The 25,554-nt window shown below is 49.5% G+C and carries 18 protein-coding genes; 16 read left to right on the forward strand and 2 right to left on the reverse strand.

What is annotated here, in order from left to right; all coding sequences use genetic code 11:
- The first annotated feature begins 107 nt into the window (after positions 1-107).
- Entirely contained in the window at positions 108-1,697 is a 1,590-nt protein-coding gene (locus AC1DWB_RS25265; RefSeq protein ID WP_477543858.1) for a SagB family peptide dehydrogenase, read from the forward strand.
- Positions 1,698-1,833: 136 nt separating this feature from the next.
- Here AC1DWB_RS25265 and AC1DWB_RS25270 read toward each other — a convergent pair whose 3' ends face one another.
- Positions 1,834-2,634, reverse strand: coding sequence for a DUF2935 domain-containing protein (locus AC1DWB_RS25270; RefSeq protein WP_477543859.1), 801 nt, complete (start codon positions 2,632-2,634; stop codon positions 1,834-1,836).
- A 202-nt stretch (positions 2,635-2,836) separates the two neighbouring features.
- Between AC1DWB_RS25270 and AC1DWB_RS25275 the strand changes: the two genes are divergently transcribed.
- The 15 genes from AC1DWB_RS25275 to AC1DWB_RS25345 all read left to right on the forward strand — a co-directional run bounded on the left by AC1DWB_RS25275 (position 2,837) and on the right by AC1DWB_RS25345 (position 24,572).
- Positions 2,837-3,754 (forward strand): hypothetical protein, encoded by a 918-nt coding sequence (locus tag AC1DWB_RS25275; protein WP_477543860.1) that lies wholly within the window; start codon positions 2,837-2,839, stop codon positions 3,752-3,754.
- 109 nt (positions 3,755-3,863) lie between these two features.
- Positions 3,864-4,610 (forward strand): ABC transporter ATP-binding protein, encoded by a 747-nt coding sequence (locus AC1DWB_RS25280; RefSeq protein ID WP_477543861.1) that lies wholly within the window; start codon positions 3,864-3,866, stop codon positions 4,608-4,610.
- Positions 4,597-5,343: an ABC transporter permease subunit gene (locus tag AC1DWB_RS25285; RefSeq protein ID WP_477543862.1), complete on the forward strand. Its 747-nt coding sequence runs from the start codon at positions 4,597-4,599 to the stop codon at positions 5,341-5,343. The genes AC1DWB_RS25280 and AC1DWB_RS25285 overlap by 14 nt, the downstream gene beginning before the upstream one ends.
- A gap of 11 nt (positions 5,344-5,354) precedes the next feature.
- Positions 5,355-6,839, forward strand: a complete 1,485-nt coding sequence (locus tag AC1DWB_RS25290) for a sensor histidine kinase (protein ID WP_477543863.1) — start codon at positions 5,355-5,357, stop codon at positions 6,837-6,839.
- Positions 6,836-7,522, forward strand: a complete 687-nt coding sequence (locus AC1DWB_RS25295; RefSeq protein ID WP_477543864.1) for a response regulator transcription factor — start codon at positions 6,836-6,838, stop codon at positions 7,520-7,522. Before AC1DWB_RS25290 ends, AC1DWB_RS25295 begins: the two co-directional genes overlap by 4 nt.
- A gap of 816 nt (positions 7,523-8,338) precedes the next feature.
- Positions 8,339-9,316: an ABC transporter permease gene (locus AC1DWB_RS25300; RefSeq protein WP_477543865.1), complete on the forward strand. Its 978-nt coding sequence runs from the start codon at positions 8,339-8,341 to the stop codon at positions 9,314-9,316.
- A 1-nt stretch (position 9,317) separates the two neighbouring features.
- A complete protein-coding gene (locus AC1DWB_RS25305) occupies positions 9,318-10,190 on the forward strand; it encodes a carbohydrate ABC transporter permease (RefSeq protein WP_477543866.1) in 873 nt (290 codons plus the stop codon).
- A 63-nt stretch (positions 10,191-10,253) separates the two neighbouring features.
- Positions 10,254-11,849 carry an extracellular solute-binding protein gene (locus AC1DWB_RS25310; RefSeq protein ID WP_477543867.1) on the forward strand — a complete coding sequence of 532 codons (1,596 nt, stop codon included), beginning with the start codon at positions 10,254-10,256 and terminating at the stop codon, positions 11,847-11,849.
- 26 nt (positions 11,850-11,875) lie between these two features.
- Positions 11,876-14,224 (forward strand): helix-turn-helix domain-containing protein, encoded by a 2,349-nt coding sequence (locus AC1DWB_RS25315; protein ID WP_477543868.1) that lies wholly within the window; start codon positions 11,876-11,878, stop codon positions 14,222-14,224.
- Positions 14,221-15,939, forward strand: a complete 1,719-nt coding sequence (locus AC1DWB_RS25320; RefSeq protein WP_477543869.1) for a hypothetical protein — start codon at positions 14,221-14,223, stop codon at positions 15,937-15,939. The genes AC1DWB_RS25315 and AC1DWB_RS25320 overlap by 4 nt, the downstream gene beginning before the upstream one ends.
- Positions 15,940-16,034: 95 nt before the next feature.
- Positions 16,035-17,336 (forward strand): ABC transporter substrate-binding protein, encoded by a 1,302-nt coding sequence (locus AC1DWB_RS25325; protein WP_477543870.1) that lies wholly within the window; start codon positions 16,035-16,037, stop codon positions 17,334-17,336.
- 128 nt (positions 17,337-17,464) lie between these two features.
- Positions 17,465-18,997: an extracellular solute-binding protein gene (locus AC1DWB_RS25330; protein WP_477543871.1), complete on the forward strand. Its 1,533-nt coding sequence runs from the start codon at positions 17,465-17,467 to the stop codon at positions 18,995-18,997.
- A 23-nt stretch (positions 18,998-19,020) separates the two neighbouring features.
- Entirely contained in the window at positions 19,021-20,859 is a 1,839-nt protein-coding gene (locus AC1DWB_RS25335) for a sensor histidine kinase (RefSeq protein ID WP_477543872.1), read from the forward strand.
- Positions 20,840-22,447 (forward strand): response regulator, encoded by a 1,608-nt coding sequence (locus tag AC1DWB_RS25340; RefSeq protein WP_477543873.1) that lies wholly within the window; start codon positions 20,840-20,842, stop codon positions 22,445-22,447. Before AC1DWB_RS25335 ends, AC1DWB_RS25340 begins: the two co-directional genes overlap by 20 nt.
- A 145-nt stretch (positions 22,448-22,592) precedes the next feature.
- Complete coding sequence (locus AC1DWB_RS25345) at positions 22,593-24,572, forward strand: hypothetical protein (RefSeq protein ID WP_477543874.1); 1,980 nt, start codon at positions 22,593-22,595, stop codon at positions 24,570-24,572.
- A 46-nt stretch (positions 24,573-24,618) separates the two neighbouring features.
- On the opposite strand, the gene AC1DWB_RS25350 is transcribed toward AC1DWB_RS25345, so the two are convergent.
- Positions 24,619-25,521, reverse strand: a complete 903-nt coding sequence (locus AC1DWB_RS25350) for a helix-turn-helix domain-containing protein (protein ID WP_477543875.1) — start codon at positions 25,519-25,521, stop codon at positions 24,619-24,621.
- Positions 25,522-25,554 lie beyond the last annotated feature (33 nt).

Here is a 25,554-nt window from a genome sequence, read left to right on the forward strand (position 1 = left end):
GGATAGGGTGTTGAAGGTGCCGATGGAGCTTGGTTACAAGGAAAAGCTACTGACGCGGGATCAACTCAATCSGCACCCGCATCCGTTTCCATAAAGGGGGAACCACGTTGAGTCTGAAGGCATTCCTGCACCAGCTGCATTATGAACCGGACAAGGTCAAACCCCCGGACTGGGAGGCGGATTGGGATGATGCGCCGCTTCCCTATAAGCTGTATCGCGGCTTGCCGACTATCCGGTTGTCTGCGGAAGTACCGCTGACGCTGGAAGGCGGGGGTGCTCCAGTGCATCCGGATCTTCACACAATCGGCCACTTTCTCTGGTATGTATACGGGCTTGCCCAAGTGAGCCAGACTGTTCATCCTCTGGATCCATCGGAAGGAGAGGGGGATTGGCTACGGCAGATTTACCGCCGCTTCATTCCTTCCGGGGGAGGGTTATATCCGAACGAGCTGTATATGTACCTTAAGCTGGAGGATGCACCTGTAGGCATATACCACTATGATGTGGCGCACCACCGCTTAATTATGTTGCGTGAAGGGAATATGGATTCCTATCTTAGCCAAGCTCTAGGGAATCGCTATGAGGTGTCGGTTTGTTTTGGAGTAGCTTTTGTATCGACTTTTTTCTGGAAAAACYTCTTCAAATACAATAACTTTTCCTATCGCCTGCAGGGACTGGATGCTGGGGTGCTAATCGGGCAACTGCTTGAGATGGCCAAACGGTTCGGGTACACTTCCAGCGTGTATGTTCAGTTTCTTGATCGTGCTGTCAATCATCTGCTTGGGTTAAAGCAACAGGAAGAGAGTGTATATGCGGTAATTCCGCTCATGGCTGAGCCTGCGAACCCATTGTTTGCCTGTTCGACTGAAGAGAATGGCATTATTACAGCGTCTGAATTGTGCTTGGAGCTGCCAGAGCTACAGCATGACCACTACGTTCATTCGTTGGTGATCAAGCCGTATCCGACGTTAATCCAGATGAATGAAGCGTCCATGCAGGAGGATAGTGGGAAGTTTCAGCAGATCGGAATGAAGCACGATGGTACCGGGGAGGAAGCTATATTCACCTTACCTAGCACGGATAGGTTGTCGTATGATTTGGCAGTCATATCCCGGAAACGGTATTCGCCTGAAGCAGATTATGTCCTACATGAAGTTCAACTAACGCAGCTGGCGGCTCTCTTACAAGAGGCGACAACGTCATTCGTGTATCACAATGATATAGATGGGGAGCAATCGCTAGAGAAATGTAAGCCTCGTGTCGACCTATATGGTTGTTTCTATGGCATTGAAGACATTCCGGATGGCGCCTATCGTTATGACGGCGAAGCTCATGAATTACGCCAGGTGCGTCCAGGAGATCATCGGTCTTGGCTGCAGCATGGTATGTCTCTGGACAACATTAATTTGTTCCAAGTACCGCTATGCTTCCACGTAGTAGGAGACAGGGACAATCTTCACTCGCAGCTTGGCTATCGGGGCCACCGGATTCAGCAGATGGAAGCCGGGATGCTCGTCCAACGGTTGCTGTTGGCTGCTTCTGCGCTCGGATTGGGGGGGCGTCCGCTTCTCGGATTCGATGCGAACGTGAGTGATGATATATACAAGCTGGCTCCTCAAGGAATGACGAGCTTGATCCAAATTCCAGTTGGTTCTTATCGCGGACGTCCCCGGTTGGAGGGCAGCTTCGGTCGCTAAATGCCAAGGATAAACGCACGGCGTCCTTTGACGCCGTGCGTTTACCGAGACGATGAACAATCAGCGAAGATAATCATTCTGAATCGCCAAAAAATCCTCGGAGCCGATAACCGATCCGGGGATTTTTTGTATTTAGTTATTTCGCTTGCACACCCTTTAAACTCTCTTCGAACATATCTATGATCGCTAAGAATCGTTCGGCTTCTCGGAACACATGATCGGCAAGTAATGGATGAATGATGCTTTTGATCCGACATGCATCAATCAAGTCCTTGGCTGTCTTCTTGAAGTCCCGTAATGCTTTCACCGACACCCGATTTTCATCTAGAAATTGATCAAGCAGCGGGACTGTTTGGGATTGGGGACGCATGGATTCCAAGTCTCTGGCTTGAAACAATAGAGTATCGAAATCTTGGCTGAAATGTCGCGCCTGGTCAACTAACTGCCTTTCAGACGGGTCAAGCAAATGCCCGATGAATTTGGCATGGTCGGCCATAATTCTTAAGAAGAATACATTCTCGTCAATGATGGCGTCTGCTAATGGCTCCAACTTGCCGGCATTCAGTTCCTCCAACCGATTGCGGAAATAGTTCGCTTCCCGACTTGTATGGTCGATCAGTAAGGGGAAATTGTTTGCGCCTGGCATTTGACAAGTTAGAACAAGCCCGAGCACTTTACGCTTAAACACCCAGATGTGCGAAGCCGCATTGTGAACTTCGGCATTAAACCGTCTGATTTGCTCAGGATCTGCCTCGACCGTGAATGCATGCGATTTCCTCTCGATCTCCTCAAACAAACCATAAAATTGATTGGCTTCAGTAATTAATTGGGTATCTTCACACCGGAAGCCTAATTTGAGAAAAAGCGAATGCTCCTTCATAATACGTGACCAAAACCGGATCTCATCCAACGATCGAGCGACGAACATACTGGTCATTGAGAAATGCCACCTCCGTGTCATAGGTTCCCAAACAGTAATACATATTCATGTAGGACGCCGCGTATGTAACTATTTCTTCTGTTGGTGTTCAGCCCAAGCGATTTAATAAAATTTTAATAGGCAGTTCACAGGAGTTTTATTATTTCCCCCTATGATAGGCTTGTAACACCAAATCATAAGCGGAAATAGGAGGAAGAGTATGAAAAAGAAATGGTTTGTTCTAGGAAGTGCAATCGGGATCAGCAGCGTAGTCATGGTTGCAACCGGAATTAGTGCCTTGGCCAGTAACTCTGGCTACGATGCGTACAAATCCGCGCTCAAAAACACGAAAACCGCGCAAAGTGTATCCGTTCAAGCAGCGGGCTCCCTGCAGGATAACGGAGCTGTGCTCGCTCAGGCCAATGGCAGCTTCAAAGTAAGCTTGAATAATGAAACCGCAAGCGGCAGCGCAGAAGTGATCGCGAATGGTGCACAGCAATCGATGAACTTCTATAAGCAAGCGAGCGGAACGGTTGTGAAGTCAAGCGCCAGCGATGTCTACTTCGTGACACAGGAGAACAAGCAGAAACACACCAAGGCCAATACGCAGAATGAGTATGACATGTCACAGCAAGCAGAGACTGTTATCGATGCCTTGATCGGGAATTTGAAAAATTATGTCTCCGTCAATGCACTTAGCGATGGCTCCAAGGACATTACGGTCCAACTGGACAATGCCCAAATCCCAACGGTCATTAATGCGATCGCTCCAATCGCCATTAAACACGCAACCAAGGGTGAGAACGATAGAGAGCAGGAAGACCAGAACGGAGATCAACAGCAAGAGATTCCGTTCAACAAGGACATATTGAAGAACGCGGCTCCTCAGCTATCTCAGGATATCAAGATCGAGAAGGTTGCTGTGAAGGCCCATATTAATGCAGCCAACTACATTGAACACCAAGAGGCAGATATTACGGTATCGGGCAAGGACGATCAAGGTGCGGCGCATCAGGTTACACTGCACGTTCAAGCCGATCTGTCGAACTTCAACAACGTTGCTCCGGACACGATCGATCTCACAGGTAAAACCGTTCAGACACTCAAGCATGGACATGAAGGAAGATTCAAGGATTAACAGTACGATTTGATTAGCAGGATGATGAAGGATTTGGGTATGGGTTGGCAGTGATGAGCTTGTGTGTAAGTTCATCACTGCCCGACCTGTCCACTCGGAGGGAAAATAAATGAACAACCCCATATTGGAGACGCGTCACCTCACGAAACTGTATGGCAATCAGAGGGGAATTCGCGACATTAGCATGGAGCTTCATGCTGGCGACGTATACGGATTGTTAGGGCCCAATGGTGCGGGCAAGACGACTTTTCTGAAGCTCATAACGGGTCTGACCCGCGCAGACCAAGGAACAATAAGCTTATTCGGAGCCAACCTCGTGGATCATTTCGAGCTAGGCATGCGTCAAGTAGGCTGCATGATCGAGTCGGCCGATTTCCATGATTTCCTCAATGCTTGGCAGTATCTGCAGTTTGTGGCCCGCTTCTACCCGGATGTGACGCATTCACGCATGGAGGAAGTGTTGGAATATGTCGGGCTTCATCAGGTGCGCAAAGAGCGGATCAAGCAGTATTCCACAGGTATGAAGCAGAAGCTGGCTTTAGCTGCGTCTATATTGCCACATCCATTGTTCGTCATTCTCGATGAACCGACGAACGGTTTGGATATTGAAGGGACGGTTATGTTCCGGCGACTCATTCAGCAGCTATCAGAGGAACAAGGCACGACCTTCCTCATTTCCAGCCACATGATTCATGAACTGGAGCAGTTGTGCAACCGAGTAGGCATAGTAGTCGAAGGAACTTTACGAATCGAAGGCAACGTATCGGAGCTGCTGCAGAACAAGCAATCGCTGGAGCAATTTTATATTGAGGAGCTGCAGGCTGCGAGGGAGGAACACCATCGTGCAAACATTTAAGGCAGGGTTGATGAACGAAATTTGGTTAATGCTATATCGCAAAAAAGTCGTGATGTTCTTCATCGTATCGGCACTGCTTCCTATTCTACTGGCCGTATCGTTGCAAGCGTTAAAGCCATACTTGGGTCTTGTCGCGGTCAGCGGTTTCTTCCCGTTGCAAATRCTTGATCTGTATGCAGCCTTCTGGATTCCACTGTTCATCATAACGGTAACCGCTGACTTGTTTCCGAACGAAATTGCTTCTCGTACATTGAAGCTGTCTTTGCTGCGTCCGAATACACGGCTCCAAGTGTTCCTAACGAAAGTAGCTGCGCTCGGAGTGGGTGTCGGGGTTCTGCTGCTCATTCTAGGCATCGTTACTTTCGTGTGCTACTTATTCGCGGGTTCACCCTCATCCATGACGGAGTTCGCTCATATAGTGCTGGCTTTCGCGGCTTCATTCGTCGCGATGTTGGCTTTGTCGGCGCTGTTCGTGTTTGTTTCACAATTTTTCAAAAGCGCGAACGGATTTGTGGTGTTTTCTATCATTTTGTTCGGAGCTGCTAAGATTTCACCATTTTTCATCCGATCGATCTCGGCTTTCTCACCTTTTTCCTACACAGATTGGCACGTCTTATGGTTGAGCAGCACCGTCTCCGCCAGTAGACTGATGACCTCCTCTCTATTCCTGGCATCTAGCTGCATCTTGTTCTTTGCCCTCGGTTACTATATATTTGATCGAAAAGAAGTATAGGGGCTGTTGGTATGTCAATTCGGCTCAAACTCTTGCTGTCATACGCTGCCATGCTTGTGATTCCGCTCGTGCTGATGATGGTTACGGTTATGTTGCTCTTTACGGTGTTTCGGGGTGACTTTCAAACGATCCGCGATACGTATGGTTCTGATGTCGACCACCGTTTTTACGAAAATCAAAGCGCTGAACGGTTGTTGAAAGAAATGAAGCGTACCTCGGCGAACAATCCGACGCTGTTGTCGGACAGCACCTATCTTGCTGATCTTGACCTGGAGCTGCAGCGGGTGCAATCCAGCCTTATTATTCGCAAGGGGAATTCGATGGCATACATCTCCCCCTCTATACAGTCCAAGGAATTGTTGGATCAGCTTCCGGTCTACGAGTATCCAGGCCATTCGAACAAAGAAGAACCTGTCAAATACGACAATAAGCTGTACGAAACGTATCATTTCGACTTTACGTACCCGGATCATGAACCGGGCAGTGTAATTGTCATCACGAGCGTCAACCCAATTGTGAATTTCGCACAAAAGTTTTTCCCGCTGCTGTTCGGTGCGCTCCTTATCATCTTAGTTATGACCCATTCCTTGCTTACCTATTTCGTCTCGCGAAGCATCATTAAGCCGCTGCACAAATTAAAGCATGCCATGACGCAATTGAAGGCTGGCGATCTGGACTATCAAGTCGAGATTACGAGCAAGGATGAGATTGGGCAATTAAGCGTGGCATTCGAGGAAATGCGCAAGCAGCTCCAGCTCTCGATCCAATCCCAACTGCAATATGAAGAAAACCGCAAAGAATTAATATCGAATATTTCCCACGACTTACGAACACCGCTGACCGCGATCCAAGGGTATGTGGACGGCCTGGGTGACGGGATCGCCGATACGCCTGACAAGCGGGAGCGTTACTTGGCTATTATTTCTTCCAAGACGGAAGAGATGGATCAACTGATCGATGAATTGTTTCTGTATTCCAGACTGGATTTGAAGAAGCTGCCGTTCAACTTCGAGATTGTGGAGATGCAGCCGTTCTTGTTGGATTGGGCGGACGAACTGATCTTCGATCTTGGCAAGAAAGGCGTCCAGTTCACATCGAATATTACGCTGGCCCCGGAGACGAAAGTGTCAATCGATCGCGATAAATGCCGACGCGTGTTCTCCAACATCGTGGACAATTGCTTGAAATATATGAATAAACCAGACAAAATGGTTCACCTTCACGCTTATGAGGCCGAGCAGCAAGTGATGATCCAGCTGTCTGATAATGGGCAGGGTATTGAGGAAGAGGCGTTGCCGCATATTTTTGAACGGTTTTACCGAGCTGAACATTCGAGAAACAGTCACACCGGTGGAAGCGGTCTGGGACTCGCGATAGCGAAGCAAATTATGGACGGACACGGCGGCTCGATTCAGGCAAGCAGTACGAAAGGGGAAGGGACTTGTATCACAATAACGTTCCCACTAAGAACGCACAAAGCTGGTGACAACGAATGAAACGCATCCTAATCGTAGAAGATGAGATGGTGATTGCAGAATTGGAGCGGGATTACTTGCAGGTGGACGGGTATCAGGTTGACATTGCCGTTGATGGAGAACAAGGACTCCAGCTAGGGTTGAATGGCGATTATGATCTGATCGTACTGGATCTGATGCTCCCGCTGCTCAGCGGATTCGAGGTATGCAGACGGATTCGCGAGAAGCGCAATATTCCGATTCTCATGGTGACGGCCAAGAAGGAAGACATCGATATGATCCGCGGACTGGGGCTGGGTGCGGATGACTACATCACCAAACCGTTCAAGCCTGTCGAGCTGGTGGCACGAGTGAAAGCGCATTTGGCCCGGTACGAGCGGCTGCTCGGGGCCAGAGAGTCCAGGGATGAAGTACGGGTTAGAGGCATGTACATCGACCACGCCGCGCGAAGGGTGTATTTGCACGACCGGGAAGTGATCGTGACGACCAAGGAATTCGACCTGCTCTACTTCCTCGCCCAACATCCGAACCATGTATTCAGTAAGGATCAGCTATTCGAGCGAGTGTGGGGCATGGATTCGCTAGGCGATTCGCAGACGGTAACGGTGCATATCCGCAAGCTGAGGGAGAAGATCGAGATCGATTCTTCGAATGCGCAATATATCGAGACGGTCTGGGGAGCGGGCTACCGGTTTCGGTTGTAGCCCTGCTATGCGATGCTGTCGATTAACTGTTAATAGAAGCAAAACCGGCCGTTCCAAGTGAAAAAGGACCCCTTTAGCTCAAACATCTTGTTTGAACCTCCCTGATTGTATAAGRGATTTTGCGGTATGGAGGTTCAAGCCAAAACTCGCTGGGGTCCTCTTTTTCACTTTCCACTCCTCTTGTCCACAGTTATTCGACAGCCTCTATGCGTTAGCTAATTGAATCCAGTCTGCTATCACCTGTGGAGAGTTGCTCCTCAGGTTTTTTGGCGATTCAGGATGTTAGTTTCAAATTACCGAATCTGATTTCAAGATATTGGATGTGCTGTGATTAAGTAGGATCGTTATGGGGCCGGTATAAGAAAATTCCACTCAGAAAAACCGGACGCGGAGCGTACGGACAAAGGAAACTCCTTGAAGGAAAGCAGAACAAAAAGGGAGTGAGCAGGAGAGTGGAGAAGCGAAGCGTCCGCCTTTGAAACCGATTCCTAACCACTACAACATTTCAATCAGAGGAATCGATTTCAACAGCGGGTGGAACCTCCTGTTCACTCCCTCCCCAAGCGCCAAACTGAACACAACCACCAAGGACCCGGCCACTGGCCGGGTTATTCTTACGTTTTCGCTAATTGTTATTAAGCGCTCGAATAAAAAAAGTAGGCAATAACAAAAAAAGCAGGTTCCCTCAAATGGAAATCGTGTGGCTTCCCAAAAAGTGAAGATGGGCTTTCCGAGCCGCATCTGTTACTTTCAAAGTGTCGGCGAATCCACCACATTCGCAAAGGATCACAACCTACTAGGGTAAGGAGGAAGCCTATGGAATCGTCAGTCGGGACGCAAGCTGGGGCATCAACAGCTGTGACCGCCTCAGTGGGACCGCGCAGAACAACCCCGTCATGGCGGAAGCGATGGAGCAGGGATAAATATTTATATTTGCTGCTCCTGCCGGTCGCCATTTATTTTTTACTATTCAAATACGGACCGCTGTTTGGCGAGATCATCGCCTTCAAGAACTACCGGCTAATGGAAGGGATCTGGGGGAGCCCTTGGGTCGGCCTGGATCAATTCCGCAAGCTGTTCACGAGCCGGGACTTCCTGGAGATCTTAAGGAACACACTGCTGCTGAACGTGTACGGACTCGTCTTCGCGTTTCCCGTGCCAATCATACTGGCGCTAATGCTCAATGAGATTCGATCGGAATGGTACAAGCGCGTGCTGCAAAATTTCCTCTATATTCCGCACTTCATGTCGTGGATCGTGCTCGGCAGCATTGTTATCGCGATCTTGTCGCCCAGCACGGGAGTGGTGAACGCCGTCCTGAAGCTGATCGGGCTGGAGCCGATCTACTTCATGGCCAGCACCTTCTGGTGGCCGATCTCTTTTGTCGGATCGAGCATTTGGCGGGAGGCCGGCTTCGGCACGATCCTGTATCTGGCGGCGATGGCGTCCGTGAATCCGAATCTGTACGAGGCGGCCGCGATCGACGGAGCGGGTAAATGGCGGCAAATGTGGCATGTGACGCTGCCGGGCATCCGCAGCACGGTCGCCATCCTGCTCGTTCTTCAGATGGGGCGGATGATGGACGTCGGGTTCGAGCACATTTATGCGCTGCAAAATTCAGCAGTAGGAAGCGTGTCCGAAGTTATCAGCACCTATGTGTACAAACGCGGGATCGTCGGCTTGCAATACAGCTACACGACGGCGCTCGGATTGTTTCAATCGATCGTCTCGCTGCTGCTGGTTATATCGGTCAACCGCCTGATCCGGGCTATGGGCGAGAGGGGGTTGTGGTAAGATGATGCATTCGTCCAGATGGTTCCGCTGGTTGAACGCAGTCCTGCTGGCGATCTACGCTTGCGCGACCTTGTTCCCGTTCATCAATATTCTTGCCGTCTCCTTAAGCAGCAGCCGGGCGATCAACGCGGGCGAAGTGGCGCTGTGGCCCATTGATTTCACTTGGGATGCCTACAGCAACCTCATGGCGGACGGGCAACTGCTCGTGGCGATGAAGAATACGGTGATGATTACCGTAATCGGCACTCTCTTAAATATGCTGTTCACCGTTATAGCCGCTTACCCGTTATCCAAGCGACGCTTGAAGGGAAGGAACACCATGCTGATGCTCGTTCTATTCACGATGCTCTTCGGCGGAGGGCTCATTCCGAACTTTTTGTTAATCAGCTCGCTTGGCTTAATCAACTCGTATTGGGGACTTTGGTTGCCTGCGCTCATTAGCGCTTACAATATGTTCGTCCTGAAATCGTTCTTCGAGGGATTGCCGGAAGAATTAGAGGAATCCGCCTCCATCGACGGGGCTAAGGACCTGACGATTTTGTGGAAGATCGTTCTTCCGTTATCACTCCCCGTCGTAGCAGCCTTGACTTTATTTTATGCCGTCGGCTGGTGGAACTCTTACTTCAATGTGCTGATCTACATCAAGAGCACCAACAAGCTGTCTCTGACGGTGAAGCTCTACCAGATGCTGCAGAACATTGGATCAGATCTGCTCAGCACGACGAATGGCGAAGGGGTATTACAGACGACCATTACGCCAGAGGGGATACGAGCAGCAGCGATCATGATCGCGATCATCCCGATTTTGTGCGTATATCCATTCTTGCAGAAGCACTTTGTAAAAGGGGTCCTGATGGGTTCGGTCAAAGGTTAAGTCATAAAGGCCTTGCAGCCTTGTGATAGATTAAGTTATTTTGAATATAAGAGGAGGAGTCACATGAAGACGAAAGCAGCCAAATGGGGCACCCCGGTGCTAGCGATTTGCCTGACAGCGGCAATTGCGCTTTCCGGGTGCTCGAAGAACGGGGATTCGCCTGCGGCAAGTACGAGCCCGACCAACGGCAAGCAGGAGGACAAGTACGACAAACTGCCGAAGGACGTCAGCATCTCGATGTTTGATAGGGGGCAAGTATCCAGCGATGAGGGAACTTATGAAGAGAACCGATGGGTGAAGTGGATTCGCGAGCAGTCGGGCATTAACCTGAAGGTTGTTCCTGTCCCTCGCAGTCAGGCTCAGGACAAGTTGAACGTCTTGATTGCCTCGTCTCAAGCGCCTGATCTTATCTGGGAATTCGACCGCAACTATATCGGGAACCTAGTCACGCAGGGCGTGATCCAGCCGATTGACGAGTACATTGACAAATATAGTACGGTCTTCAAAAAATATTTGCAGGAAAATCCGGACTTGAAGCCGTATATAACTTTTGATGGAAAAATTTACGCTATGACCACGAGACGTACGATCAGTACCGTAGCGAACCACGGCATGTGGATTCGGCAAGACTGGCTCGATAAGTTGGGGTTGAAAGCGCCTACAACGATGGATGAATTCATAGCAGTCGCCCAGGCGTTCAAGGACAAAGACCCGGATGGCAACGGAAAGGCGGACACGGTACCGATTATCGGCTACACTACAGGCGATCTCTATAACGCGATGCATGGCACGACTTGGGTCGACTGGTATCTGGAGAACGGCAAGATGAAATATGGCCCGACGCTGGACCGTTACGGTGATGCGCTCGCGACAGAGAAGAAGATTTACGACTTGGGTCTGGCGGACAAAGAATATTTTACGGATAAGGACAACTCCCGGGCGAAGCAGCTATGGTCGACGGGGAAGGCTGGCATCTGCATGTGCCAGTGGGGTGGCACGACGACGACCATGAACCGGGACTTACTGCAGAACGACCCGAAAGCCTTGCCGGTGCCGCTCGAACCGGTCTCCACCAAATACGGCAAATACGGCTTATACCAAGAAACGCCGGCGTTCATCTATGTGACGTTCAACAAAAATATGAAAAATCCGAAGGCGGCCATGCAATATCTCGATTGGATGATGGAGAAAGGCTGGTTCACGCTCACTAACGGCACGGAAGGCACGCATTACAAGCTCGTGAACGGGATTCCGCAAAAATTGGATGCGGACAAGGTGAAGAAGGAAGTGGCGTACGCCTCTGAATATGCGGTGCTTAAGCCGATGCAGGAGAAGCCGGAAGATCTGCTGGTCAAAGCGGCGCAAGACCCACTGTCCCAACAACTGGCCAAGCTGGAATCCGATTCGCTTAAGGTGGCGACCAAGAACAAATTCCGGCGCGACATCCCTTATCAGCCTAACATTATAGAGATCAACGAGCTGAAAGCTTCGTTCCAGAAGACGGTCGATACAATTCGTGCGAAGACCGTAACACAGGGGAACTATTCGGCGGAGAAGGCGCTGGAGGACATCCGGGCGGAATGGAAGCGTCTGGGCGGCGATAAGGCCGAGCAGCAGGCTCAGGATTGGTACGAGAAGAACAAGGCGAGCTTTAAATAAACGACAGCGAAACGGGGGAACAGGACATGAGCTTCTTTCAATACCGCTCTACGAAAAAGACGGTTTTGGTGCTGCTCCTGATCCTGTTCTTTGTTGTGTCCATGATCTCGTTTCTATCGTATTGGGTCGCGACGAACCGGTTGAAGTACGAGTCAGTGAACACCCATATGGCGCTGCTCAGCCAGATCGATCACAAGATGGAGCTTATGCTGCAGACGATTGATAAAGAAACGATTCAGATGCTCGAGAACGACGATGTCAAAAAGTTTTTCGATTATGAGATGACGGAAGAGGAAGGAAGGGACAATGCCTATCGGCTGAGCAGATATTTCACCCGGATCGTGAACTCGGGCGAATACGTCTATTCGCTCGATATGTACTCGTATGTGCGCAAACAGCTCTTCTCGGGGAACGCGCTGAAAGACGAACAAACCCCTGATGACTACGACTGGATCCGGCAGTTCGAGAAGTTTGACGGCTATTCCACCTGGTTACCGACCCGGAAGCTGCAGCTCATCTCCTCGAACTTTCCGATCTACCGCAATGTCGTGACGCTGGTCCGCACGTATCCGCTGGTTCATTCCCCCGGTTACCGGCGAGGAGCGGTCGCGATCAACCTCAAGGAAGAATCGCTGTACCATCTGCTGACCGACGCCAACAACCGAAGCCTGGGTGACACGTTCATGCTGGATTCCAACGGACTTGTCGTGTCAAGCGCGGACAAGAACAAGCTGGGCTTGGATATGAGCGGATCTGAGGTTATGGCGAATGTGCTGAGTGAGGCGAAGGAAGGGAATTATCGTACGACGGTCGGTGGTGAAGCCAGCTCTGTCTTTTATGTAACTTCGGCCTACACGGGATGGAAAATCGTCAATATTGTCCCTGAAATCCAATTGAACAAGCCGCTCATTAAGGTTCGAAACGCCTTGACCATCATCGCTGTCATTCTGTTCGTGGCTGCCGGTATATTAGCTGTTCTCGTTGGTCTCTGGACGTTCAATCCGCTCAACCAGTTTATCGCCAATCTGTCCAAGAAGCTGAAGACGCACCCGATGTACGCCGGGGCGGAATGGAAGAACGGCAATGAGTTTGTCAATTTCGAGAATATGGTACAGCACATATTATCGGATAGCGAGCAGCTCCAGCAGCAGATCAAGGAAAGTAAGCCGATCATGAAATGGCGGCTCTTAATGGAAATCTTAACGAATTATCCAGCGCATAACCGGAATATCGGGCAGTACATGGAGCTGGTCGGAGTACAGCTGCACTCGAGCTACTATATTGTCATGAGTGCCGAATTCGACCGGAAGACAGAAATCGTATCCAGTCGGGACTTGCACCTATATGCTTATGCGCTGTGCAACGTGGCGGAAGAGCTGATCAATGCGGAGAGCAAGGGTGCGGCGATTGAATGGGAAGACGGCCAATGCGCGATCATTCTCAGCTTCGACGACGAGGACGTTGGGAAGCACGCGCTTCGTGCGGCTGCTGTAGCCGATATGCTGAAAAACTATGTGCAGGAACATTTCAAGCAGACCGTTACGATCGGCATCGGCACCGAGGTTCGCGACATGCGTGACATCCATATCTCCCATAAGCAGTCGCTGGAGGCGCTGAAGTATAAGCTCATCTTGGGTAACAACACCATTATCGCCGCAGATGAGCTGCAAATGTACAATGCTGGAAGTGCCGGGCAGTCCAACCGCTTGTTCGCCTTCACCGACAGCATGATTGATTCCATCAAGGTTCTGGACGAAGAGAAGCTGCAGCACCAAGTGCGCAGCTGGTTCGATTCGCTTGCTTCCTCCAATGTGCCGCCTGACCTGATCAAGCAGCTCATCCTGCAGTTGCTGATGAAAGGGGCCGTAGTGGCGGGCGAGATCGGCGTGACGCAGGAGGAACTGGTACCCGCGCAGCATGTTCATGAAGCGCTCGAGCAATATGACAGCCTGGAGCAAATCCGCGATCATGTGGCCGGCATCCTGACCGGCTTTATCCATGGAATACGCAACCGCCGGAACAATCGGGAGAAGAATGGCGCGGTCGAAAAAATCATGCAGTTCATTCAGATCAACTATATGCACGGTGATTTGTCCCTGAACTATCTGGCTGACGAGTTCCATATGAGCGTTTCCCATCTGAGCAAAATATTCAAGGACTACACCGGCGGTAATTTTATCGATTATTTGATGGAAATCCGCATCGAGAAATCGAAAGAACTATTGTCCGGCAGCAACGAGAAGGTTCGGGACATTGCCGAATCGGTAGGGTATACGAATGTAAACAGCTTTACCCGGATTTTCAAAAAAATTACCGGCCTGACCCCAAGCGAATACCGTGATCGGGAATGGGCGAAGCGGGGAGAAGAGCTATGATCAATCCGAATAAATGGGTTCCACATTTTCTGAAGACGTTGAACGCGATGCACAAGGACTATAACCCGAATTTGCGCTTGCTGCGCAGACCTTTCAAGAGCCCCGGTTATCATACGGCGATCAAGGAGGCCGACTTTGTCCATCCTACCCGGGAAGCGCTCCTGTATGCGGTCGCCTGTTTGGACAGCGGGGAGGCCGAATATCGCGAACGGGCCTTTCACGTGATCGAGAAGATCGTTTCCTTGCAGGACACCGATCGATCGTCCCCTACGTTCGGCATCTGGTCGTGGTTCTATGAAGAGCCGCTCGAGGCCATGTCGCCCCCGGACTGGAATTGGGCCGATTTCTGCGGGAAGCAACTGCTGCTCGCTGTTATCCGCCATGGAGCCCTGTTTCCTGCGCCGCTGCTGGAGCAGACGAAGCAAGCGATCTTTAACAGCTGCGATGCGATTATCAAACGGAACGTTGGGCCGGAATATACCAATATTGCGATTATGGGAGCTTTCGTTACTTTGATCGCAGGCGAGAGATTGGGCGTGGAACGATACCAGGACTATGGTTTCGAGCGTCTGAAGCGGTTCTACGGTTATACCAAGGAGCAGGGGACGTTCAACGAGTACAACAGTCCGACTTATGCCGTCGTTGCCATAGAAGAGCTGTCGAGCATCGCGACGGAAACGAATCATGCGGAGGCGCGTACGATGGTGACCGAGTTGTTGGACATCGCCTGGAAGATGGTCGCGTCCCATTTCCATCCCTATCAGAAGCAATGGTCGGGGCCGCACAGCCGCTCCTACGATACTTTGCTGCCGCCTGAGAAACTTTCTTTCTTGCAGATGGCCTGCGACGGTGAAGTGGAATTTGTGCCTGCAAGCGAATTTAAGTACGGCATCACATGGTACGGCAATCATATCGAGTGCCCGCAGATTTACTATACGTATTTTACCGGGGACCCCGATCGGGAGCTGCAGCAAGTAGTATCGAAAGCGAAGGCAGGAGCACAGGAAAGACGGGCGAGTACGTATATGAACAGCCATTTGTCCTTGGGCACGTTCAGCTCCAACATTATGTGGAACCAGTGTCGCAATTTATTGGCTTACTTGGCGAATGGTGCTGAGACCACATATGTCCAATTGCGCGTCCTACACGATGGTTACGATTACTCATCGGCTGTGTTTACAAGCGTGCAGAAGCAGGGGGTCGTGCTGTTCGGACTTACGTTCGCGACGGACGGAGGAGACACGCATCCGAGCCTGGACAAGGTTAAGGGGAACATCTCGGCAACCGACTTGCGAATTCGCTTCGAGATCGGCGGCAGCCAGGACAGGATCAGCTTGGAGAAGCAGGGTAGCAGAGCAATTCAATTGCGAATTGCCGGGATTCCATTGAAGCTTGAAACGATGCACGGCATATTCGATCAAAAGCACCACTTCGAGTGGGAAATATCGCGGGATGAGACGAAAACGTACTTGGATCTGGTGCTGCACACCGGGAATGCCCGAACTTTCGATTTTCATCAAATTCCGCAGGCCTGCTTCGCAGTTGCATTTGTGGTTGGTGGTAACGATTATGCGCTGGAAACAGAGCTGGATATACATCGCGAATGGATTACCAGCAAAGTTCGTGCCGGGGATGGGGAGGAGTTGGCGCTTGTCGTCCCGACTAAGCCGGATGCGCTGGAAGCTCTGCTGAACTTTCAGCCTAAGCCTCTATAAGTCATGAGAATACCGTATGAAGTCATTAACTCCCCTGTTCCCCAAATATCTCCCTTAGTATAATCAAGTCAAGTTGAAATTGGGGGAGGATTTGTATGAAGTTCTTACAGATTAAACCGTTAATGATCTTGTTCATCCTGATCGCCATACTAACCGGTTGCGGTACAGGGGAAGGTACAGGGAGGAGGGTCGAAGGAAAAGAGCAACTGCCAGTCGAAGAGCCACCAAAGCCAGTTACGCTGAACTTCTTCTACAATGGTTATTCCAAGCAGTTAGTGGATGAGCTTCAGAAGAAAATAGAGGATAAATACCCCCACATTAAGTTGAACATGATTATTCACGCTAAAGGCAGTACGATTCAGGACACATTGGCAGCGGGAATAAATCTCGACCTTGTCGCATTTTCGGCGGGTGGACTTTTCACGGTGCTCGATTTGCAGCTGGCAACCGACTTGACCGATCTGGTGAAAAAGCATAAATTCGATTTGAACCGATTATCCCCCTCTGTTTTGGAAGCGGTTAAATCCTATGACGAGGGCGGTAAGCTGATGGTCTTGCCCTACGAGTTAAATAATAATGTGCTATATTACAATAAAAATTTATTCGATAAATTCAGTGTAGAGTATCCTAAAGACGGCATGACCTGGAACGAAGTGTATGATTTAGCCAAAAAAATGAATCGCTTTGAAAACGACGTTCAGTACGATGGATTTCAATACAACCACTTGAATATGATTTATAAAAATCAAATGGGACTGCCTTTCGTCGATCCGAAAACGAATAAAGCGGCTACGAATACCGATCAATGGAAAAAATGGCTGGAGCTGATGACCCGATTTTACCAGTTGGAAGGGAATCATATCATCGGCGTGCCAGACGGCGTTTTCATAAGGCGGCAAGAATTAGCCATGTATACCGGCCCGAGTCTGCTCGATCAGTTGCCCGAGGCGGTGAAGAAAGGGTTGGAGTGGGATGTCGTCAGTTTACCGCGTTTTGATGGTATAGAGAATGTTGGCTCGCAGATGAACGCACCATTCTATGCGATCCCCCCTACGAGCCAAAACAGAGATGAATCGTTCCGGGTCATATCTTACTTGCTTTCCGATGAAATACAGGGCGCGAATGCAAGAAAAGGAAGAGTCCCAGTTGTGAAAAGTGAAAGCGTGATCAAAGAATTCGGCAGCGAGTTGGATATTCTTAAAGGTAAAAACGTCGGCGCTTTCTTTAAAGATACGATCGGCAAACCCATTACCGTGACTAAATATGATGGTATCGCGAGATCGATATTCCAGGAAATCGCCGTAGACGGATATTCCAAAGGAACGAACGATCTGAACACGTCGCTTCGCATGGCTGAAGAAGCCATCAATAAAAAGATCGCTGAAGCGCAGAAGTGACGTTGCGAGCAGCTCAAATCCCGTATTATACAAACATCGCCTGGTGAAAAACCCGGGCGGTGTTTGCGTGTTTCTAATCGGTTGGAACGCGAAATGCCAAGGATAGTGTTAGCGAAGGGGACCAGTTGATGCGAAACAAAAAAATAGCACTGCGGACTGTGGTATCGTTCGTTGTGATCGGAATATGGATGAATACCTGTACTTCCGGCACATCAGAGAAGGAAGGGCAAGGAAACTATGGCAGCGGGTCGGAGAACCCGCCCCAAAATATCAGTATCGCGATCAACGGGCAATCCAGTACGTTCCCCCTCGGAATGGATGAAAACAATAATCCGTATCTCGACTATATAGAGAAGAACACCAATTTGGACATACAAGTAATGCTTCCTCCGGTGAGCGGCTATGTGGACAAATTGAACGTCATTATGGCGTCCGGACAATTGCCCGATATGATCAATACGGGAAGTGCCGGATTTTTGTCGAACTATGTGAAACAAGGCGCTTTGAAACCGCTTGATGAATACATCGACAAATTCGGACCCGACTTAAAACGATTGATTCCACAAGAGGCTTGGGATCAGGTGACGTTCAACGGCAAAATCTACGCCATACCGAGCCTGAATGAAGTGAGGGGTACGCAAATCATGTACGCCCGCAAGGATTGGCTCGATAACTTGGGTCTAAAACCCCCCAAGACGCTTGACGAATACAAAGAAGTGATGACGGCCTTTTCCAAGAACGATCCCGACGGCAACGGTATTGCAGATACGCTTGGTTTAACCATAGCGGATCAGTTGGGCAGAACGGCGCCGTTGTTCGGTGCTTTCGGCACGCAGCTTAACTCCTGGTATGATCGGAATGGAAAATTGGTGTATTCCGCCATTTTACCCGAGACCAAGGAAGCGCTTGCTTTCCTCGCTGAATTGTATCGTGACCGCATTTTGGACCAGGATTTTCCGCTGAATCAACCGGAGATTTTGTCGGAAAAAATTGCTTCCGGAAAAGTTGGTTTGTACTCTGCCGCCTGGTTCGATACGCGTGGACCGATCGAAAAGAGTAGAAAGAACGATCCGAGAGCCATATGGATTCCTCTTGAATACCCTACCGGCAAAGACGGGTATAAAGGAACCTACAGCATCACCGTCGTTAGCTCCTATAATGTCGTTCCTGTCACAAGCGATCGAACCGAGGCGGTCGTAAAGCTTTTGAATTTTATCGGAGGCGAAGGAAACAAAGCGCTGAAGCTTGGTTTTGAAAATGAGGTTTGGACGATGAAGGATGGAAAGGCGATGACTGACTTTCAAGAACATAATAAACATCTATACCGCGGAATTTATAGCTCCTTGTGCGATACGGTCGAGCCGGAAGCAACCAAACTACGGTTGGATTCGTTAGGAGATCATTTTCACTTGTGGGAAAACGTGCAGCAAATTCATGCCAACCTCATCAAGGGACAGTTTAACGGTGCTCCAACGCCGGCCATGGGCAACTACAACTTCRAGCTGTTGAACATGCAGAACGACATATTCACACGAATCGTAATGGGGCTCTCTCCATTGGACGAATTCGATACCTTCGTCGAGTTATGGAAGCAAGAAGGCGGAGACGAGATTACGAAGGAAATCAATGAGTGGTATGCGGCCAAGTCTAATTATCGATAACAACAGATGAGGGTGGGGCCGGCATGATGAGGAAAATATTCCAGATGATGTACAAGCAGTTTGTGCAACGTATTCAAGTCAGAGTAACCAGCTATTTCCTACTTATCCTGCTCCCGCTTGTATTTGTTGGCTTATTCGCTAATGCCAAATCGCAAGAAATTCTCGAGCACAAAACCGGGGAACGAACGAAGGGGGCGCTGCTTTCCGCTGTTGAATATATTGATCTGATCGTTCAAAATGCAGATAACTTATCGATGCTCCTATCTACCGATCAGCAACTCATTGGTTGGCTAGAGCGTGCGGGTGCGGAGCCGAGTCCGCAGTCGATCCTGGACTTTTCGCAGATTTTCAAAGTTATTTCGGAAACGACTTCCATCCATCAATCGTTGGCAGCTATCTCCGTGCTTCACTTGCCTTCCGATTACATGATCATATCCAATCTTGGAGGCAAAAGGGTTCGAGGGGCCGGACAACATGAAGCGATCCGGCTGGCTGTCGAAGGCAATGGGGCGAGAGTCATCTATACCCCTAATTCGAAGACGGATACGTTAGACGGAACGTTTACCGACGATCGCATCTATTTCTTGCGAACCATGGATTTATACAACCGGTACAGACAGCCCAATATATTGATCTTATCGATCAAAAAGGATACTTTGTACAAGCTGATACGCTCCCTGATCACCTCCCCAAATGCACATCTATTTTTACATTCGAGCAACAACGAACTGGTGGTCGGGACCGATGGAGAAAATGCCCCTCCAATTCGGATGAATAGCGTAGCCGATAGGGTCGCTTCAAACTCAGTCGAGGGAACAGATCAAATGTATACGGTGCAGGCTCAGGCCCGCTATTCCAAATGGATGTTAACGATGATGCAGCCAAAAAGCGAGTTAAACCGAGAAACAGGACAATTGCGTCTGTATACGTATATCATTATAGCGTTGAGTGTGATGCTCGCAATAGGGATAGCCTGGGTCGTCAACCGAAGCATATCATCTCCTGTGAATAGTCTGGCATACGGGATGAAGCAAGTGCGCAAAGGCAATTTGAATATCCGTCTCCATAACAACCGCAAGGATGAGCTCGGTTATTTGACCGGGTCGTTCAACCAGATGATAGCGGAGCAGCAGCGTTTGATTCAAGGCTATTACGAGCAACAATTGCGGTTGTCCAAGACGGAGCTCAAGTTTCTGCAATCCCAGATTAATCCTCACTTTTTGTACAATACGCTGGACTCGATTTATTGGATGGCCAACCAATATGATGCGAACGAGATCAAAGAGATGGTACTGAACTTATCCAAGTTTTTTCGTCTCAGCTTGAATAAGGGGCGCGAAACATTTCCTCTACGCGAAACGGTCGCTCATTTGCATTATTACATCAGGATTCAGCAAATTCGGTTCTCCCAGCGGGTATCCGTACAATATGATATCTCCGAAGATAGCGCTGATATTCCGATTCTGAAGCTTCTGCTACAGCCACTAGTGGAAAACGCGATTTTGCATGGATTGGAAAACCAGGAGCAGCATGGCGAACTGAACATTATGAGCTATGTGGAAACTGGTATGCTCATAATCTTGGTGAAGGACAACGGCGTCGGGTTGCCTCTTGCTCGTCTGCAGTACATCCAGCAGGAACTTGGCAAGCTGAAGGATGCGCCGCTCAAGCTTACTCCCTTCGAGGAGGAAGGCGGCAATGGAGATTTATTCGGTCTCCGCAATGTGGTGGCTCGGATGAAATTGTATTACGGATCGGAGGCGGACCTTGCGATCGAAAGCAAGGAAGGAGAAGGGACCGAAGTCATCCTCCGGATTCCAGTCGATAAATGCGAGGTGTACGATGAATCTGTTGATCGTTGAGGACGAGCAGTTGCTGCTCCATAGTCTAGCCGTCGAAATTCCTTGGGAACGAAACGGCATTGAGGTGATCGGGCTTGCTTCGAACGGCAAGGAAGCCCTCGAGCTAATCGCACGCAAGCGGCCGGATCTCATGTTGCTCGACATCCGGATGCCGCAGTTGGACGGGCTGGAGTTGGTCCGAATCGTACGGAGCCAAGACCCGGATATGAAATGCATTATTTTGAGTGGATACGATAATTTTTTGTTCGTACAGAAGGCAATGGAACTTGGGGTGAGCCAGTATTTGCTCAAGCCTGCAGGCGAATCGGAAATATTACAGGCTGTATCGGATGCCGCTGAACAACTTCGCCGCGAGCTGGAGGAGCGCCACAGTACGTCCCTACTTCAGAACAAATGGCAGGAGAATTTGCCCCGGCTGCAGGACATGTTCCTGCATAACCTACTGACAGGCAAGTACGCCCCATGGGAAATCGAACGACGCAGCAAGGAACTGTTGATTGAGCTTCCGATTAGCGGCTCGTTCATCGTAGCGGTGATCGACATGGATCCTCAGAGCGCGGAAGAACACCGATATTCAGCAAACGATATGCCTCTGTTGCAATTCTCGGCGAACAGTATCGTTCGCGAGTTTTTGACATCGTCCGAGCTCCAGAACTGGGTATACAGCAATACGGCTGGAGAAACGGTCGTTATTTTCTCCTCAGCGGCCGATTGCGAAGAGACGAGCAGCTTGCTGCTGCGCGTACACTCCGTTGCCTCCAGACTGCTCAGCATACTCAGAGAATGCCTAAAGCTGACAGCTAGTGTAGGTGTCAGCAGTATGGCCGATTCGAGAGGCGGATTACCCGAACTATACAAGCAAGCGCGCAAATCGTTGCAAGAGCGTATCGTTTACGGCAACGATATCGTCATTCCTTATCAGGAGGAACAAGGAAGGAACAGGATAGCCGTTCCTCCGGCAAATTTAGAAAAAGCGTTGGAAATCGGGCTGGAGACTGGGGATTGTGCCAAAGCCTCGGCAGCGCTCGAGGAACTGTGGAAAAGCGGGGTGGTCACTGCCCAAACGGTGAATCATGCGCATGATCATTTGCTTTTTATAAGCAGCTTATTTGTTCGTATGATCAGCCGTCAGGGCTGGTCGGTCACACAGGTTGCAGGGAAGGAATACTTTTATTTTCATAACCTGCATGCATTGGCGACGAAGGAGCAGGCGTACGGATGGCTGCAGCGGGTGACTCAGCGCTATATCGATTATTTACATACCGAGCGGAAATCTTCGATGAACCGGACGATCAAGCTCATCTTGGATATTGTAGAACAGGATATCGACAAGGAAATCAGCTTATTCGCCGTTGCCGATCGACTGTACGTCAATTCCTCGTACCTTAGCCGATTATTCAAACAGCAGATGGGCAAGTCGTTCTCCGGTTATGTGCTGGATCGCAAGATGGAGCGGGCCAAGCAACTGCTGCTTGATGGCTGCAAAGTATATGACGTGGCCTATCTGATTGGCTATAAGGACGACAGTTATTTTGCCCGTGTTTTCCGTAAATATTGGGGGGTCTCCCCAGGCGAGATCAAATCGTAATGAAGGAGCGCTCTGCCATGATGTTAAAAGAAAGTCATTTTTTTACCTAATATAGTAATGAAGTTTACTGTTTGGATCGGAATGGGGGAGGTATAATGAAAACGCTTCAAAGATAACTTCATCAAGCATCGGTTACGAAAGGAGGATGAAGACGCTACATTACATGGGCCGATCGGATCAGACACCGGAGCAACTACCACAATTGGAGGGACTAGTTATGTACCGTAAGAAACGAATCGTGGTCTCTATCTTTACGACGTTTTTGCTGATGATGTCTGTAGTACCGAGTATGGCAATTGCCTATTCACCAGGTGAAGAAGTACAGATCAATTTTCCCGGGACTTATTTGCCATATAATACGTCGAATGTTGCATTTACGCAAACGGGTGGACAAGTACTTGTATCCAATGCGCCTGAAACGATTAATGAGAACGGTACGACTCGAGTGGACGGGAGCGAAATTACAGGTCAATACAATGCCACTTTGTATCGGGATATCGTATCGGGACCGTTTCGTTTCTGGGCATCTCATTATAATAAGACGACCCATCCTTTGACCTTCTGGTTGTATATTAAAAACACATCGGGCAAAGAAGTGAACTTATATAAAACGATTGAGGCATATGATGATGCTTATGTAACCGTTGCGGCCAGCAAAGTTACGAAGCAGTTTATGGATTCTAGTCCGAATCCGATACTACTTGCTAAGATTCCGGCCGATGGTTCCTATTATTTCGCTATCTCTGATCAGGATCATGTGGCGATTAACGAATCGATGGTGTATTTTGCGGAATTTTCAGCGGTAGCGGCGAATGACGGTTCGAATGCTAGTGTGCTTGTGTCCCATGTGGTCACCGATGATAAGGTTAACGATCCGACTCCTTATGCCACAACCAGCACGATTGCTCGTACGAACGCAACCGCCACGACGTCCGACGATTATCGGGGACTGCTCGATCATTGGGGACGAGTGGGTACAATCGACATTACTTTAACGGATCAGAATCCGTTCTCGGGCATCCGATTGGCTGATCTAGGTTACAATGGCGAGCAGGAGAAGCTAATGACCCGATGGGACGTGTTAGGCAATGCGGTAGAGCAGCGGGAAGTCCGTTTCATTACGCCGACATTGAACAAGCTAAGGTTGGCCTATTGGTATACCGATTACAAGATCGATGTGAATATTACGAACCAAACTCGATATCCCTCCGTGCACACGCTGTACGGCAGTAACAGCTCCACTCCAGGCTTCGTCAACTATCAGTTGAACGGCGGTCCAGCGCTCAATTACCATTTCAGCAGAAATACGGTCGTTCCGGTAACGGTGAGCAGCAGCTATCAGATCCGCACTCTGGTGATGCCGTCGGCTTCGTTGCCATTCGGGATGTATTTTGCGGCAGGAAGCCCGGCTTCCGTTCCGAATGAACTGCCCGTAGTGAAGGCCGAAACGACATTGCTTCAGATAAATGTGGACCAGGCTCGGATACTGGTGAACAAACTGCCAGAAGGGGCGGAGAAGACATCTCTCTTGCAAAGGCTTGATATTGTCCAGCAGGTCATTATGACTACGAATCAAGTCGGCGCTGCGGAATCAGCTCTCTCCGGATTCGAACAAGAACTTCAAGCGAGCGACCTATCCATTCAGGAATCAAAAAAACGGGAAGCGATGCTTGAGCGCCTGCAAACCGCGCTACAGYCGGTAAAKGAACAACTTTCAAGAGCAAACGCACTCCTAGCTGCACTGCCTGTGTCGGATCAAACCACGGTCAAGCAACACATTACCGATATGAAAAAACGTGCTGCCGTTGTAGGGGACACCACTCAATCGATCGAGGCAATTATAGAAGACGCGCGCGAATCGATGAAGCAGGGTAACGGCAAGGAGGAATTTCGGATCAATGTCTCCCTTGGCAGCACGGTTAACTTGTTAGAGGAATTCCACGATGCGCTTACCGACCAACTGCATACGGTTGACGGTGTAAAATGGCTGTCCTTCGATCAAACAATAGCAAGGGTCGGCTCGAACGGCAGCATGAATGCAATGGGGAACGGTGTTGTCAAAGTGATCGGGTATAATGCTCAAGGTCTTTTCACATTTATAGCTGTGGTTAATAAGAAAGACTAAGCGCAACGCCGTAGGGAAAAGTCCTTACGGCGTTTGTATTTGTTCACTATAACACCCCTGATAATTTCCGATAATCCCGCGCCGTCATCCCCTCGCACTTGTGGAAGAGACGGCTGAAGTAATGGAAATCGTCGTACCCGACATGGCGGGCGATCACTTCCATATTCCAGTCTGTTTCCCGTAGCAGTCGTTTGGCCTCTTGATGCCGGATTGATTGAACTACCTTATTCGGTGACTGCCCGACAGCTCCCTTGAATAACTTAATCGCGTAGTCATCGCTTACGTTCAGCATGGCGGCCAGTTGTGGAGTCGACCAATCTTGCTCGCAATGCGCCTCCATCTGCTGCATAATATCCAGAACTTGATCCGTGTACTTGTTGGCAGGCTTCGAATCCGGCTCATTCGCGAGGCGAAGCAACAACCCCATAATTTGTAGCATCAGTCCCTTGCAGGTGAGCTGATAGCCTGTTTTTTTCCACGTGAACTCATCAATAATTTGTTTCATCCCCGTGATGACCGAAGAAGTAGGCGGGAGAATGTATAGCGGCTTGAGCGAGACGTTCTCCTCGTACACCGGTTCGAAGCAGAAGTCGGCTGGTCTCACATTGGATTCATTCACAATAATGTCCTCGTCCCGATTGACGAACAATTCATCGAAATAGTCGAAATGTATGCCCAGGAATACGGCTTCCGGCTCTGTAAGAACTTGTACATGATGATATACGCCTGGCTGTATTTGTATGAGGCTGCCTGAGTGGACACGATAGCTCTGATCGTGCATATGCACCTCGATTTCCCCATGCTGGACATAGAGCAGCTCGAAGTCATAGATCGTCCTGGCCCAATGAAAGCTGGGAGTCCGGCGATGCACCTGTGCCCAATGAACGCTTGGTGATAAGGAAGTGAAGTTCGTCGTTCTCGTCTTGGGAAATGGAGTCATACTCATCATAAGATTCACCTTCTACTACGTTCTGATACTAGT

This window comes from Paenibacillus sp. P4_E11, assembly GCF_056401635.1.

Bases quoted from the DNA above. Each gene is read 5' to 3' on its own strand.
- AC1DWB_RS25270 (WP_477543859.1), bottom strand. From the start codon at position 2,634: ATGACCAGTATGTTCGTCGCTCGATCGTTGGATGAGATCCGGTTTTGG.
- AC1DWB_RS25275 (WP_477543860.1), top strand. From the start codon at position 2,837: ATGAAAAAGAAATGGTTTGTTCTAGGAAGTGCAATCGGGATCAGCAGC.
- AC1DWB_RS25280 (WP_477543861.1), top strand. From the start codon at position 3,864: ATGAACAACCCCATATTGGAGACGCGTCACCTCACGAAACTGTATGGC.
- AC1DWB_RS25290 (WP_477543863.1), top strand. From the start codon at position 5,355: ATGTCAATTCGGCTCAAACTCTTGCTGTCATACGCTGCCATGCTTGTG.
- AC1DWB_RS25295 (WP_477543864.1), top strand. From the start codon at position 6,836: ATGAAACGCATCCTAATCGTAGAAGATGAGATGGTGATTGCAGAATTG.
- AC1DWB_RS25300 (WP_477543865.1), top strand. From the start codon at position 8,339: ATGGAATCGTCAGTCGGGACGCAAGCTGGGGCATCAACAGCTGTGACC.
- AC1DWB_RS25305 (WP_477543866.1), top strand. From the start codon at position 9,318: ATGATGCATTCGTCCAGATGGTTCCGCTGGTTGAACGCAGTCCTGCTG.
- AC1DWB_RS25310 (WP_477543867.1), top strand. From the start codon at position 10,254: ATGAAGACGAAAGCAGCCAAATGGGGCACCCCGGTGCTAGCGATTTGC.
- AC1DWB_RS25315 (WP_477543868.1), top strand. From the start codon at position 11,876: ATGAGCTTCTTTCAATACCGCTCTACGAAAAAGACGGTTTTGGTGCTG.
- AC1DWB_RS25320 (WP_477543869.1), top strand. From the start codon at position 14,221: ATGATCAATCCGAATAAATGGGTTCCACATTTTCTGAAGACGTTGAAC.
- AC1DWB_RS25325 (WP_477543870.1), top strand. From the start codon at position 16,035: ATGAAGTTCTTACAGATTAAACCGTTAATGATCTTGTTCATCCTGATC.
- AC1DWB_RS25335 (WP_477543872.1), top strand. From the start codon at position 19,021: ATGATGAGGAAAATATTCCAGATGATGTACAAGCAGTTTGTGCAACGT.
- AC1DWB_RS25340 (WP_477543873.1), top strand. From the start codon at position 20,840: ATGAATCTGTTGATCGTTGAGGACGAGCAGTTGCTGCTCCATAGTCTA.
- AC1DWB_RS25350 (WP_477543875.1), bottom strand. From the start codon at position 25,521: ATGATGAGTATGACTCCATTTCCCAAGACGAGAACGACGAACTTCACT.